We start from the raw sequence: 14,492 nt of genomic DNA on the forward strand, positions 1-14,492 counted from the left end.
AGTGAACAACGGGCCCGGCCCGGCGGCAAAAACGGCCGCCGTTCCGCGTGTCCTCATCGTTCTCGCCGCCCTCGCGGCGGCGGGCGGCGCTGCCTACTACGCCACGCGCCCGCCCGAGCCGTCCGCGCCTGCCGGGCAGGCCGCGCCCGCCGTCGAGGTCGCCGTGGCCGAAGCCCCGGAGGCGGAGCCCGCGGAGGCAGCACCTTCGGCAGCCCCGGGCGCGCCGGACCCCGCCGCCCCCGCGACCGCGGCCGACACGCCCCCCGCCACCGCCGGCTACGCCCCGGCCAGCGAGGCCCCGGCGCCTGCGGCGGAGGCGGTGGCAGCACCCCCGGATGCACCGGCGGAGCCCGGGGAGACCGCCGACCCCGCGCAGTCCACCAGCGCCTCGCCGGCCGAGGGCACGGCCCCGGCCACGGGCAGCGCTCCCTCCGAGCCCGCGGCAGCCGGCGACACCGCGACCGCCGGGCAGGCGGATGCGGCACCGGCCCCCGCCACCCCGGCTCTCGCCCTCGACACCACGGCCCCGCAATCCGCCCCCGGGGCGCAACCGACCCCGGCCGCACCGGGCGCGGCCGGCAGCACCGGCACGCCGGCGCCCGATCCGCAGGCGGGCGAAAGCGTCACCGCCTCCGCCGCGCCGCCCGAGGCCACCGCCCCGCAGGAGCCGCCCGCCGAGCCCGGGCACCAGCCCTCGGCCGCGGCCCTCGTGGTGCCCGAGTTCGACCTCGTGCGGGTGGAGGCGGACGGCAGCACGCTCATCGCCGGCCGCGCCGGGCCGGATGTCGAGATCGCCGTCACCTTCGACGGCGTGGTGAAGGCTGTCTCGCGCACCAATTCGCTGGGCGAGTTCGTGGCCATGGTGCAGGCCGAGCTGAAGCGCGAGGCGCAGGAGATCCGGCTGATCTCGCGCGAGGGCGGTGTCGATGTCGCCGTCTCGAGCAACGCTGTCCTCATCCTCGCCCTGCCGCCGGAGGAGGGCGCGCCCGAGGCCCGGCCCACGGTGGTGAAGGCCGGGCCCGAGCAGGTGGAGATCCTGCAGCCGCCGCACCCCGGGCGCACCGACCAGGTGGTGATCGACTCGATCAGCTACGACGCCGAGGGCGAGGTGCTGCTGCGCGGCCGCGGCCGGCCGGGCGACGCCCTGCGCATCTATGTCGACGGCGCCCCGCGCGAGACCGCCGCCGTGGCCGCCGACGGGCAGTGGAGCCGCGCGCTCCCCGGTCTCGCGCGCGGGCGCTACGTGCTGCGCGTGGATGCACTGCAGGCCAGCGGCCAGGTGGTGAGCCGCATGGAGATCCCCTTCCAGCGCGACTTCCCCTCCGCCGGGGCGCTGGAGCGCCAGGGCCCGACGCGGCCGAGCTCGGTCGTGGTGCAGCCGGGCAACAATCTCTGGACCATGGCGCGCGTGCATCTGGGCAGGGGAATACGCTATACCCAGATCTTCATCGCCAACCGGGACCGCATCCGCGACCCCGACCTGATCTATCCGGGTCAGATCTTCGACATACCGCAGCCGGAGCTGTCCGAGCCCTGAGGGGCTCCGCCCCCGGCCAGGCAGGGGGACGCATGCGCAGGAACCGTGGAGAGACCGCCGCCGACGGCAAGGCGGACATCGGCATCATCCGGCGGGTGCTGCCCTATCTCTGGCCGGCCGACGCGCCGGGCATCAGGCTGCGGGTGGTCGCGGCCCTCGCGGCGCTCGTGGTCGCCAAGCTCGCCACGGTGGCGACACCGGTGTTCTTCAAATACGCCGTCGACGGCATGTCCGGCGATGCCGCGGCCTCCGACGCGGCCCTCGCCCTCATCCTCGGCACCGTGGGCAGCGTGGTGGCCTATGGCGTGCTGCGGCTCTCGGGCGTGGGCTTCGCGCAGCTGCGCGACATCGTCTTCGCCCGGGTGGGACAGCGCGCCCTGCGCCGGCTGGCGCTGGAGAGCTTCCGCCACGTGCACGCGCTCTCGCTGCGCTACCACCTCAGCCGGCGCACCGGCGCGATGAACCGCATCCTCGACCGCGGGGTGAAGGGGGTGGAGTTCCTGCTGCGCTTCCTCTTGTTCTCCATCGGCCCGCTGGTGCTCGAGCTGGCCATGGTCTCGGTGGTGCTGTGGATCGCCTTCGACGTGACCTACCTGCTGGTCGTCGTGCTCACCATCGCGGTCTACGTGGTCTACACCTTCGCGATGACCGAGCACCGGGTGAAGATCCGCCAGCGGATGAACGACCGCGACCAGGAGGCGAACCAGAAGGCGGTCGACGCGCTGCTCAACTTCGAGACGGTGAAGTATTTCGGCGCCGAAACCCGCGAGGCCGAGCGCTACGACGTGGCGATGCGCGGCTACGAGCGCGCCGCGCTGGAGACGAACTGGACCCTCGCCTACCTCAACTTCGGCCAGAGCCTGATCCTCACCGCGGGCCTCGTGGCGGTGATGGTGATGGCCGCACTCGGGGTGCGGGCCGGCACGCTCACCGCCGGCGATTTCGTGATGGTGAACGCCTACATGATCCAGATCACCATGCCGCTGAACTTCCTCGGCACGGTCTACCGCGAGATCCGCCAGGCGCTGATCGACATGCGCGAGCTCTTCGGCCTGCTCGACCAGCCGCCCGAGGTGACCGACCGCCCCGGCGCGCCCGCCCTCCGCGCCTCCGGCGGCACGGTGCGCTTCGAGGACGTGCATTTCGGCTACGAGCCGGCGCGCGAGATCCTGCACGGGCTCACGCTCGAGGTGCCGGCGGGCGAGACGGTGGCCCTCGTCGGCCCCTCGGGGGGTGGCAAGTCCACCATCGGCCGGCTGCTGTTCCGCTTCTACGACACCTGGTCGGGCCGGGTGAGCATCGACGGCCAGGACCTGCGCGACGTCACCCAGGAGAGCATCCGCGCCGCCATCGGCGTGGTGCCGCAGGACACGGTGCTGTTCAACGACACGGTGGGCTACAACATCGCCTACGGCCGTCCCGGCGCCACCCGCGAGGAGGTGGAGGAGGCCGCCCGCGCCGCCCGCATCCACGCCTTCATCCAGAGCCTGCCGGAGGGCTACGACACCCTCGTGGGCGAGCGCGGCCTGAAGCTCTCCGGCGGCGAGAAGCAGCGCGTGGGCATCGCGCGGACCCTGCTGAAGAACCCGCGCATCCTGCTGCTCGACGAGGCGACCTCGGCGCTCGACACCGGCACCGAGCGCGGCATTCTCGAGAGCCTGCGCGAGGCGGGGCGCGGGCGCACGGTGATCACCATCGCCCACCGGCTCTCCACGGTGGTGCACGCCGACCGCATCGTGGTGATCGAGGCGGGGCAGGTGGTGGAACAGGGCACCCACGACGCGCTCCTCGCTCGCGGTGGCCGCTACGCCGGCATGTGGCAGGCCCAGAACCGGGTGGAAACCGCCGCCGCCTGACCCCCGGCCGGGCGTGCGCGCCCGTCGGGGAGGGGCCGGGCCCCTCCGCCTCCGGGCGCGCGTCGGGATCTCGCGATCCCTCCGGCCAGGCGTGACCGTGGCGGGAGGCGCGGGGCGGGGAGATGGCGTGCAGCGTGTCCCTGTGCCAGGTCGTCACCTCAGCGCGGGGCACCACGGAGACTGGTCCGTTGCTCCGACATATGCCCTTGGGCAATGCGTTCAGCGCTCGTGGTGGCGGGGCAGAATGTCCCGACGCGTGCCGCAAGTCCGGGGGGGCGCTCACAATCCCTGTTGCAAGAGGGCGCCTCCCGGAGATCCTCACCGGCGACCGGCGACCGGCGACCGGCGACCGGCGACCGGCGACCGGCGACCGGCGACCGGCGACCGGCGACCGGCGGGTGTCGCGGGTCCGTCCTCGGACGAGGGATTCACGATCGCTTCCCCCTCTCCGGCGCATCTGCATCCCCGGGGGCGGCTCGCCACGTCGCTCCCCTTGCTGACAGAGGCAGCAGTTCAGGTGTCCGACTTTCGGTGTGCGGAGGATCGCCGGGGCCGCGCCGAAGGCGTGGCGAGCGTCGCGGGGGGCTCGATGCCCCCTGCGACGCTGTCGCCCCGCGCTGTCGCCCGGACGGGGCCTGTGCGGCCCGGCTATTCCTCGTCGGGGTCGCCGCAGTCACCGGCTTCGCGGGAGCGGCTCCAGGCGGCGAGCAACTCGGTCACGTGCACGCCGTCGATCGTCATGCCGGTGAGGTCGCAGTCCCGGATCTCCACGTCGCGCAGGGTCGCGCCGGTGATGGTGAGGCCGGCGAGATTGGCGTGGCTCAGCGCGGCCTTCGACAGGTTCACGTCATGCAGCCGGGCGCTCGCGAGGCTGACGCTGGTGAACTCGGCCTGCGAGAGGTTCACGTCGTCGAACACCGCGGCGGAGAGGTTGGTGTCGGTGAACCGCGCCCCGGTGAGCACCGCGTGGAACTGGGCGCCGCTGAGGTTCACCGCGTCGAACCCGGCCCCGGTCATGTCGGAGCGGGCGAAGCGGGCGCCGCGCAGGGCCGGGCCGTCGAAGAGGGTGTCGTCATCCGTCGGCATCGCGGGGCTCCTCCGGGGGTCACTCGGCGGCGTCGAGCCGGCCGGGGGCCGGGCGCGGCGTGTCGGGCCAGATGATGTCGCCCGCCGGCGCGCCGGCCGCGCGGCGGCGCAGGGCGCGCTCCTCCGCCGGCATGCGGCCGAACAGCCGGCCCGCGCCGCGCCCCACCCAGTAGCGCGCCGCCAGCGCGGCGGGCGTGACGATGAGCGTGAGCACGGTGGCGGTGCCGAGGCCGAAGACCACGGCGGTGGCGAGCTGCTTCCACATCATCGAGGAGGGCGCGTCCACCGAGTAGCCGCCATGGGCGAAATCCACGCTCATGCCGAACATCATCGGCATCAGCCCGGCCATGGTGGTGATGGTGGTGAGCAGCACCGGGCGGATGCGCGCCTCCGCCGTGCGGGTGATCGCCTCCAGCACCGGCATCTGGCGCGAGAATTCCTGGAAGGTGTCGATGAGCACGATGTTGTTGTTCACCACGATGCCGGCCAGCGCCACGATGCCGGTGCCGGTCATGATGATGGAGAAGGCCTGGTCCATCACCAGCATGCCGATCAGCACCCCGGTCACCGACATCACCACCGCCGTGAGCACCAGCACCGAGTTGTAGAACGAGTTGAACTGCGCCAGCAGGATCACGAACATCAGCCCCAGCGCGCCGAGGAAGGCCCGGCCGAGGAAGGCCTGGCTCTCCTCCTGCTCCTCGCGGTCGCCGGTCCACTCCCAGGTGATGCCGTCGGGCAGGGGCCGGGCCTCGGTGAGCCAGTCGGTGAGCGCGTCGATCTCGGCGTTCGCGTTGGCTCCCTCGGCGATATCGGCCTTCACGTCGAAGTAGCGGCGGGTGTTGTAGCGGTCGATCTGGCCGAGCTTCTGCACCGGCTCGCGGCTGATGAAGTTCGACAGCGGCACCAGGCCTGCCTCGGTGCGCACGCGCAACCCGTCGAGGGTGGAGAGCAGGCGCTGGTCTTCCGGAAAGCGCACGCGGATCTCCACCTCCTCGTCGGAGGTCTCGGTGCGCATGGTGTCGAGCAGCAGCCCTTGGGTGACCAGCTGCACCATGATGCCCACGGTGGTGACATCGGCGCCGTAGCGGCCGGCCTGCTCCACGTCCACGTCGATCTGCCAGTCGATGCCGGGCAGGGGGCGGGTGTCGTCGATGCCCACCAGCCCCGGGCGCTCGCGCATCCGCGCCTCGATCACGCGCACCGCCTCGGCGATGTCCTCCAGCCGGTCGCCCATCAGGCGCAGGTGCACCGGCTTGCCGCTGGCCGGGCCCATCTCCTGCTCGGAGATCTCGCTCAGGATGCCGGGGATGGCGGCGAGCCGCGCGTTGATGTCGGCGAGGATCTCGCGGCCGGGGCGGCGGGTGTTCCAGGGCGCGAGCTCGATCTGCACCTGGCCCACGGCATCGGCCGGGCTCTCGCCGCCGCTGCGGTCCTGGTTGAGCCCGCCGTTGCCGGCGAAGGCGAAGACGGATTGCACCCCGTCCACCCCCTCGATGGCGCCCTCGGCGAGGCGCACCAGTCGGTCCTTTTCCTCGAGGCTGAGGTTGCCGCGGGCGCGCACATAGGCCACCGCGCGCTCGGGCTCCGTCTCAACGAAGAACTCCACCCCCTTGGAATGGGTGGAGAAATAGCTCACCGTGCCCGCCATCATCAGCACCGCCGCGCCGATGGCCACGAAGGGCATCACCGGGTTTGCGGTGAGGAAATGCACCGCGTGGCCGAAGGCGCTGCGCCGGTAGGCGGGGGCCGGTGGCGCGAGGCCGGCGCGCGCCCGCAGGCTGCCGCCCGAAACCGCGACGCCGAGGCAGCCCGCCACGAACAGCACCAGCCCCGGCCCTGCCGGCATCTCGCCGCGCGCGAGGCCCAGCAGGGCGAAGACCATCGCGGCCGCCGCCACCAGCAGCGCCGCGAGGCGCAGCACCAGCGGCGCCCGGGCGCGCAGGCCCTCCGACATCCCCTCCAGCGTGCGCGAGATGCGCCCCGCCACGCCGCCCATCACCGGCAGGTAGATCAGCGCCACCACCAGCGAGGCGGAGAGCACGAAGATCAGCGTGACCGGCAGGTTGCCCATGAACTCGCCGGGGATGCCGGGCCAGAACAGCATGGGCAGGAAGGCGCAGAGCGTGGTGGCGGTGGAGGAGATGATCGGCCAGAACATCCGCTTGGCCGCTTCCGTGAAGGCGCGCATCGGCCCCTGGCCCTCGGAGATGCGCGTGTCGGCGTATTCCACCACCACGATGGCGCCATCCACCAGCATGCCCACCGCGAGGATGAGCCCGAACATCACGATGTTGGAGATCGACATGCCGAACACCGCGAGCCCGGCGAAGGTGAGCAGGAACGACACCGGGATAGCCACCCCCACCAGCAGCGCCGAGCGCAGGCCGAGCGAGGCCAGCACCACGATCATCACCAGCGCGATGGCGGTGAGCACCGAGCTCTCGAGCTGGGTGACCATGTCGCCCACCCGCGTGCTGTCGTCCATCGACCAGGCCACGGTCACGGCCTGGCGCATCTCCGGCGGCCAGGCGGCCATCATCTCGGCGGTCTTCGCCTTCACCTCGGCCACGGTGTCGATCAGGTTCTCGCCCTTGCGCTTCACGATCTGCAGCGAGACCGTGGGCTTGCCGTTGAAGCGCGCCGTGCCCTCCGCGTCCTCGAAGGAAAGGCGGATGTCGGTGAGGTCGGCCAGCGTCACCACCCGGTCGCCGTTCACCTTCACCGGGATGGCGTAGATGTCGGCCGGGCTCTCGAAGGAGGAGGGGATCTTCACCGAGTAGGCGCCCGAGCCGGTCTCCACCTCGCCCGCCGCCACCAGCTGGTTGTTGCGGGTGACCGCCTCGATCAACTCGTCGGCGGTCACGTTGTAGCTCTCGAGCTTCAGCGGGTCGATCAGCACCTCGAGCATCTCGTCGCGGTAGCCGGCGAGCCCGGCCTCCAGCACCGGCGGCAGGCCCTCGATGCCGGTCTGCATGTCCTTGGCGAGGCGGAACAGCGTGCGCTCCGGCACGTCGCCCGAGAGCGAGATCACCAGGATGGGGAACTCGGAGAAGTTGATCTCGAGGATGTTGGTGGCGTCCGCCCCGTCGGGAAACTCGGTCTCGGCCTGGCTCACCCGGTCGCGCACCTCGGCGAGGGTGGCGGTCTTGTCCCAGCCGAACTCGAACTGGAGCATCACGTAGGCGTAGTTCTCCACCGCCGTGGCGGTCATCTTGTCGAGGCCCTCGACATCGCGCAGCTTGGTCTCGAGCGGGCGGATGATCAGCTTTTCCGCGTCCTCCGCCGAGATGCCGGGGAAGGGCACCGAGACGAAGAGCATCGGGATGTCGATGTCCGGCTCGCCCTCCTTCGGCAGGCCCACGTAGGCGAGCGACCCCGCCCCGATGGTGAGCAGGATGAAGGCGACGATCATCCGCGCCCGGGAGGCCGCCCAGTCGACCAGCCCGGTCATTGCGCGGGCGCCGCGGGGGGCGCGGCCTCCTCGTCGGCCGTCTCGCCGGCAGGGGTGTCGGCCTCGTAGGTGACCTCGAGCGCGCGGCCGTCGCTCACGTATTCCTGCCCGGTGATGATCACGTCGGCGCGTTCGGGCAGCCCGTCGAGCCACAGGCCCTCCGGCGCGTCGCGGATCACGGTGACCGGCACGAAGCGCGCCACGCCCTCGCGCGCCACGCGCACGCCCATGCGGCCGCGGTCGTCGAGGGTGAGCACGCGCTGCGGCAGCAGGTGGCCCTGCCGGGGGGGAAGCGGGATGCCGATCTGTGCCGTCAGCCCGTCGCGGATCTGCCAGTCCGGGTTGGGCACGGTGATCTCGACGCGGAAGGTGCGGGTGGTCTCGTCGGCCGAGCGCGAGAGGAAGGTGATGGTGCCGGTCACCTCGCGCCCGTCGATCAGCCGCGCCCCGGCGGGGGCGCCGTCGGTGAGCCGGCCCACCCGGCTCTCGGGCACGAAGCCCACGAGCTTGATCGGGTCGAGCGCGATCACCGTGGCGCAGAGCGCGCCCGGCTGCAGCAGGGCGCCGAGCTCGGCGGTGTCGGTCTCCAGCAACCCGTCGAAGGGCGCGCGGATGGTGAGCCGCTCCAGCTCCAGCTCCGCCGTGCGCACCGCGTAGAGCGCGGAGTTGAGCGAGGCGCGGGCGGCGAGCCGCGTGGTCTCGGCGGCGTAATCGCCCAGCTTGGTGGCGGCGTCGTTGCGGATGCGGGCGTCCTCGAGCCGGGCGCGGGCCTCCTCCAGCGCCGCCTCCCGCTCGCCGGGGTCGATGCGGCACAGGCTGTCGCCCTCGGCCACCCGCGCGCCGCTGCGCAGCGGCGTGGAGATCACCCGGCCGGAGGTCTCGGCCATCACCTCGACCTTGCGGAAGGCCTCGGTGCGGCCGCGCAGCACGATCACGTCTCGCACCGGCTCGGCTTGCGAGCGGCGCACCACGACGGAGACCGGGCGCTCCTGCGCGGCCTCGGGCGGGGGGGCACCCTCCTGCGCGGTCTCGGCCGGGCCGACGCCGAGGCCGAAGATCCACAGCCCGAAGGCCAGGGCCACCAGTAGGGCGGTCAGCAGCGGGATCGCGCGCATCGCCTGTCTCTCCGTTCCCGTCGTTCGCGCCCCGGCGGGCGGCCGCCTCCCGCCCCTGCGGGCCATGCCCGGCCGGGACCGTACCCGCAAAGGGCGGCGCCCGTTGAGCACGATGCCCACAGCGGCCAGGGCGGCAATTCCACGTGCTAGACATGGGGAAAGCTCACGCCTGCGTCAACGTTCGTGATCGCGCGGCCGGCCCCGTGCCCGGATTGCGTACTGTCTACGCGTCTCAACGCGCCGCGGATCGCTTTCCGGCGTGCAAATCGGCAGACAGGGCGAAAAGGCCGCAGGCCGGGCCGCGCGGCGTGGCGGGGGCCGGGGGGTACGCCGGGGGCGCCTCGCGGCCCGCGCACCGCTTTGGGATTGGCATTTTCCCGCCCGGCGCTGTAGGGTCCGCGCGGATTTTCGAGGAGCGAGGTGCGGCGTGAGCGACAGTGATTCCTTCATCGACGAAGTGTCGGATGAGCTCCGGCGCGAGCGGCTGTTCCGGCTGTTCCGCAAATGGGGGCCCTTCGTCATCGCGGCGCTGGTGCTGCTGGTGGCCGCTTCGGCGTGGAACGAGTGGCGCAAGTCGCAGGACCGGGCCGAGGCGGAGGCGCGCGGCGCGGCCATCGCCGCCGCGCTGGAGGCAAGCGACCCCGCTGCCCGGCTCGAGGCGATGCAGGGTGTCGAGGGCGGGGTGGCCGTGGCCTTCCTGAAGGCCGATGCCCATGCCCGTGCCGGCGAGACCGAGGCAGCCGTGGCAGCGCTCGACGCCATCATCGACGACGCCGCCGCCGGCCCGATCTACCACGATGCCGCGGTGCTCAAGAAGCTCTCGCTGCAGCGCGCCTCCCTCACGCCGGAAGAGCGCATCGCGACGCTCGAGCTGCTGGTGGGCCCCGACGCCCCCTTCCGCCTCGTGGCGCTGGAGATGCGGGCCGTGGCGCGCATCGAGGCCGGCGACCCGGAAGCCGCGCGCGACGATCTCACCGCGGCGATGGACGATCCGAAGGCGACCGACGGTCTGCGCGGCCGGGCTTCCGCCCTGCTGCAGGCCATCGGCGGAGAACTGGACCGCGCGGGCTGAGCGCTTTAAGTTGCGCGGCAAGATGAAGGACAGGAGTGTAGCAGCATGAGGTTTGCCAACCGGCTTCCGGGGGTTCCCCGCCGAGGCCACGCGATGCTTTCGGGTGTAGCCCTCTGTGTGGCGCTCTCCGGCTGCGGCTGGTTCGGGGACGACGAGGAGATCCTGCCGGGCGAGCGCATCCCCGTGCGCGCCGAGGTGGCCGAGACCCCGATGGCCTCGCCGCCGCCGCTCATGCTGCCGCCCGCCGTTCCGGTGAGCTCCTGGACCCAGCGCAACAGCACCGCCACCCATGTGCAGCCGCATGCCGCCCTGGGCAGCGCGCTGCGCCTCGCCTGGTCGGCCGACGCGGGCTCGGGCAACGGCTCGACCCTGCTCACCTCCGGCCCGGTGGCGGCGAACGGCCGGGTCTACACCCTCGACAGCTCTTCCGAGGTCACCGCCTTCACCTCCGGCGGTGAGCGCGTCTGGCGCGTCGACGTCTCGCCCGAGGGCGAGGACGGCGAAAACGGCTACGGCGGCGGGCTCGCGCTCGGCGAGGGCGGCCGGCTGTTCGTGACCACCGGCTTCGGCCAGGTGGTGGCGCTCGACGCCGCCTCCGGCGAGGAATACTGGCGCACCCCGGTGCGCGGCATCATCCGCTCCGCCCCCACGGTGGCAAACGGCCGGGTGTTCATCGTCACGCGTGACGACCAGGCCGTGGCGCTGAACGCGGAGAGCGGCCAGATCCTGTGGCGCCTGCAGGGCGCTGCCGGTGTCACCGGCATCATGGGCGGCGCCAGCCCGGCGGTGGACGACGTGCTGGCCGTGCTGCCCTTCTCCTCGGGCGAGGTGACCGGCGCGCTCGCCGCCTCCGGCCGCCGCATCTGGACCGCGGCCATCGCCGGCGGCCGCCGCGGCTACGCCCGCGCCGATATCGGCGACATCACCGGCGACCCGGTGATCCTCGGCGACACGATCTTCGTGGCCAACCAGTCCGGCCGCCTCGTGTCGATCGACCGGCGCACCGGCCAGCGCAACTGGACGGCGAATCACGGCTCGATCAACGCGGTGCAGCCGGCGGGCAACTCGCTCTTCGTGCTCTCGGACACCGCGAAGCTGCTCCGGCTCGACGCCCCCTCCGGCGCGCTGGTCTGGAGCACCGACCTGCCCGAGTACGACGACCCCGAGGACCGCGACATCGCCATCGGCTACGGCGGCCCGGTGCTGGCCGGCGGCCGGCTGGTGGTGGTGAGCGCCGACGGGCTGCTGCTGAGCTTCGATCCCGCCACCGGCGAGGAGCTCTCGCGGCTGGAGATGCCCGAGGGCGCCTACCTGCCGCCGGCCGTGGCCGACGGCAAGCTCTACGTGATGTCCGTGGACGGCGACTTGCTGGCATTCCAGTAATACAGATACCATCTAGTGGGGCGGCGGGCTGCGCAGGCGGCCCGCCGCTTGCCATTTGAGGGGCGGCACTATAGAGGTCCGCCCTTCTTCATCGGGAAAGACGAGACAGATGTCCTTTACCCTCGCCATCGTCGGCCGGCCCAACGTGGGCAAGTCGACGCTCTTCAACCGGCTCGTGGGCCGGCGTCTCGCGCTGGTCGACGACCAGCCGGGCGTCACGCGCGACCTGCGGGAGGGCGATGCGCGGCTGGGGCATCTGCGCTTCACCGTCATCGACACCGCCGGCCTCGAGGAGGCCACCGACGAGAGCCTGCAGGGCCGCATGCGCGCGCTCACCGAACGGGCGGTGGCCATGGCCGATGTCTGCCTGTTCCTCATCGACGCCCGCGCCGGCCTCACCCCTTCCGACAAGGTGTTCGCCGAGATCCTGCGCCGCTCCGGCAAGCAGGTGATCCTGGCCGCGAACAAGGCCGAGGGCCGCGCCGGCGAGGCGGGCTACCTCGACGCCTACTCGCTGGGCCTGGGCGACGTGATCCCGCTCTCGGCCGAGCATGGCGAGGGCATGGACGACCTGCGCATGGCGCTGTCGCCGGTGGCGGAGGAATTCGCCGTCACGGACGTGGAAGAGCACGAGGATGACAGCGACCGGCCGCTGCAGATCGCCATCCTCGGGCGGCCGAACGCCGGCAAGTCGACCCTGGTGAATGCCATCCTCGGCGAGGACCGGCTGCTGACCGGCCCCGAGGCCGGCATCACCCGCGATTCCATCGCCGTCACCACCGAGTGGGCCGGCACGAAGGTGCGCATCTTCGACACCGCCGGCATGCGCAAGAAGGCCCGCATCCAGGAGAAGCTGGAGAAGATGTCCGTCTCCGACGGGCTGCGCGCCGTGCGCTTCGCCGAGGTGGTGGTGCTGCTGCTCGACGTGAACTCCCCCTTCGACCAGCAGGACCTGCGCCTTGCCGACCTCGCCGAGCGCGAGGGCCGGGCGGTGGTCGTGGCGGTGAACAAGTGGGACACCGAGGACGACAAGAGCGAGAAGGTGAAGTTCCTGCGCGAGGAACTGGCCCGGCTGCTGCCGCAGCTGCGCGGCGTGCCGCTGGTGACCATCTCCGCCCTGCAGGGCCGCGGGCTCGACAAGCTGCGCGACGCCATCCTCAAGGTGCACGAGACCTGGAACACCCGCATCTCCACCGGGCGGCTGAACCGCTGGCTGCTCGGCCAGGTGGAGGCGCACCCGCCCCCCGCGCCCTCCGGCCGGCGCATCAAGCTGCGCTACATGACCCAGGTGAAGGCGCGCCCGCCCTCCTTCGTGGCCTTCTGCTCGCTGCCCGAGGAGCTGCCGGAGAGCTACACCCGCTTCCTGGTGAACGGGCTGCGCAAGACCTTCGGCCTCGAGGGCACGCCCATCCGCTTCACCCTGCGCAAGGGCGAGAACCCCTACGAGGGCAAGACCGAGAAGCGCATGAACGGCAGCCTGAAGCGCACCCGCCGCTGAGGCAGCCTCCCCCGGCCCCGCGCGGGCCGGGACACGGGCCACGCGCGGGGCGGCCCCTCTCCCACGCCGCCGCCTTTCCCTGATGGCCCGCGGCACGGCCGTGCCGGCGCATGGCGTGTTGTGCCGCGCGCCGGTCTCGGGTAGGGCCCTCGGGGGGCAGTTTCGCCCGGCAGGACGGGGGAGAGCGGAATGTCCGACCAGAATGACGACTATGTCTACGACGAGGCCAGCGGCGAGTGGCTGCCGGCCTCCGAGCTCGCGGCCCGGGCCGCGGCCGCGGCGCCGGTGGCGCGCGATGCCTCCGGCGCGGTGCTGGCGGACGGCGATTCCGTCACCCTCATCAAGGACCTGAAGGTGAAGGGCGCCGGCCAGACGCTGAAGCAGGGCACGGTGATCCGCTCCATCCGCCTCACGCCGAACATCGAGGAAATCGACTGCCGCTTCGACGGCATCAAGGGGCTGGTGCTGCGCACCGAGTTCGTGCGCAAGCGCTGAGGCGCGCCTCAGCCGCGCTCGCTGAACACGCGGTTGCGGCCCGCCACCTTGGCGGAATAGAGCGCCATGTCGGCCCGGTGGAACACGTCGTCCACCGTGTCGCCGGCGCAGTAGCCGGCGATGCCGGCGGAGAAGGTGTAGGCATAGCCGTTCTCGGCGCCGAAGGGCCGGGCGCGGCGGATGGCGAAGAGCATGCGCCCGAGGATCAGCTCCGCCTCCTCGGCGCTGGTGGCGGGCAGCACCAGCATGAACTCCTCGCCGCCGATGCGCCCGAACAGGTCGCTGCGCCGCACCAGCTCCATGATCTCGCGCGAGAAATGCCGCAGCACCGTGTCGCCCGCCGAATGGCCGAACGTGTCGTTGATGCGCTTGAAGTGATCGATGTCGAGCATGCAGACGCAGCCCAGCCGCAGGCCCGGCGGCGCAGGCCGCAGCAGCGCCTCGGCGAGGTGCCGGGTGATCGAGCGGCGGTTGGCGATGCCGGTGAGCTCGTCGGTCTGGGCGGCCTTGAGCGCGAAATCGCGGGCCTGGCGCACCTGCCGGCTGGTGGCGCGCAGGCCGGTGATGTCGCTGGCGACGCACAGCATCCAGCCGTTCTCCTGCACCGTTTCGGTCATCAGCAGCCAGCGGCCGTCATGCAGGTCGGTCTCGTAGGATTTCTTCGCGGTCTTGCCGCGGCGGGCCTGGGTTTCCAGCAGCCAGGCCTCGAAATCCGGCGCGCCGATCACCGTGCCGCGGCCGGCGCGGTGGTTCCGGCGCATGATCTCGGCCCAGGTGGGGGTTTCGCCCGGCTCGAGGGCAAAGGCGCCGCGGAAGGCGGCATTGGCGAGGCGCAGCCTGTCGAACCCGTCGAAGAGGGCCACCAGAACGTCCGCGCGCTCGAGCAGGCTCAGCAGTTCGGACGCAGCGTCGGTCATGGGCCCCCCGATGCCGGGATGAGCGCGCCGCGCCTGCGACACGGGCAGGGACCCGGCACCCGCCGCCTCGGGGTATTTG

General features: G+C 72.3%; 10 protein-coding genes. 6 read left to right on the top strand and 4 right to left on the bottom strand.

Features of this window, described 5'->3' with window-relative positions; translation table 11 throughout:
• Position 1 precedes the first annotated feature (1 nt).
• Positions 2–1,537, top strand: a complete 1,536-nt coding sequence (locus D3P35_RS13565; protein WP_118135272.1) for a LysM peptidoglycan-binding domain-containing protein — start codon at positions 2–4, stop codon at positions 1,535–1,537.
• Positions 1,538–1,569: 32 nt separating this feature from the next.
• Positions 1,570–3,393, top strand: a complete 1,824-nt coding sequence (locus D3P35_RS13570) for an ABC transporter ATP-binding protein/permease (RefSeq protein ID WP_118135273.1) — start codon at positions 1,570–1,572, stop codon at positions 3,391–3,393.
• A 648-nt stretch (positions 3,394–4,041) separates the two neighbouring features.
• Here the strand turns inward: D3P35_RS13570 and D3P35_RS13580 are convergent.
• The 3 genes from D3P35_RS13580 to D3P35_RS13590 are packed head-to-tail and all read right to left on the bottom strand — an operon-like array spanning position 4,042 to position 9,048.
• Positions 4,042–4,479 carry a pentapeptide repeat-containing protein gene (locus D3P35_RS13580; protein ID WP_118135274.1) on the bottom strand — a complete coding sequence of 146 codons (438 nt, stop codon included), beginning with the start codon at positions 4,477–4,479 and terminating at the stop codon, positions 4,042–4,044.
• A gap of 19 nt (positions 4,480–4,498) precedes the next feature.
• A complete protein-coding gene (locus D3P35_RS13585; RefSeq protein WP_118135275.1) occupies positions 4,499–7,933 on the bottom strand; it encodes an efflux RND transporter permease subunit in 3,435 nt (1,144 codons plus the stop codon).
• Entirely contained in the window at positions 7,930–9,048 is a 1,119-nt protein-coding gene (locus tag D3P35_RS13590) for an efflux RND transporter periplasmic adaptor subunit (protein WP_118135276.1), read from the bottom strand. Before D3P35_RS13590 ends, D3P35_RS13585 begins: the two co-directional genes overlap by 4 nt.
• A gap of 427 nt (positions 9,049–9,475) precedes the next feature.
• Here D3P35_RS13590 and D3P35_RS13595 point away from each other — a divergent pair, with 427 nt between their 5' ends.
• The 4 genes from D3P35_RS13595 to D3P35_RS13610 all read left to right on the top strand — a co-directional run bounded on the left by D3P35_RS13595 (position 9,476) and on the right by D3P35_RS13610 (position 13,496).
• Entirely contained in the window at positions 9,476–10,120 is a 645-nt protein-coding gene (locus tag D3P35_RS13595; RefSeq protein ID WP_118135277.1) for a hypothetical protein, read from the top strand.
• 93 nt (positions 10,121–10,213) lie between these two features.
• The gene (locus D3P35_RS13600; protein WP_157982144.1) at positions 10,214–11,503 is read left to right on the top strand and encodes a PQQ-binding-like beta-propeller repeat protein; all 1,290 of its coding nucleotides are present in this window, start codon (positions 10,214–10,216) and stop codon (positions 11,501–11,503) included.
• 109 nt (positions 11,504–11,612) lie between these two features.
• Positions 11,613–13,001: a ribosome biogenesis GTPase Der gene (gene der / locus D3P35_RS13605; RefSeq protein ID WP_118135279.1), complete on the top strand. Its 1,389-nt coding sequence runs from the start codon at positions 11,613–11,615 to the stop codon at positions 12,999–13,001.
• A gap of 189 nt (positions 13,002–13,190) precedes the next feature.
• Entirely contained in the window at positions 13,191–13,496 is a 306-nt protein-coding gene (locus D3P35_RS13610; RefSeq protein WP_118135280.1) for an alkylphosphonate utilization protein, read from the top strand.
• Positions 13,497–13,504: 8 nt separating this feature from the next.
• On the opposite strand, the gene D3P35_RS13615 is transcribed toward D3P35_RS13610, so the two are convergent.
• Positions 13,505–14,413, bottom strand: coding sequence for a sensor domain-containing diguanylate cyclase (locus D3P35_RS13615; protein WP_118135311.1), 909 nt, complete (start codon positions 14,411–14,413; stop codon positions 13,505–13,507).
• Between the last annotated feature and the right edge of the window lie 79 nt (positions 14,414–14,492).

It is taken from the genome of Oceanicella sp. SM1341, assembly GCF_003448965.1.
Lineage (GTDB): Bacteria > Pseudomonadota > Alphaproteobacteria > Rhodobacterales > Rhodobacteraceae > Paroceanicella.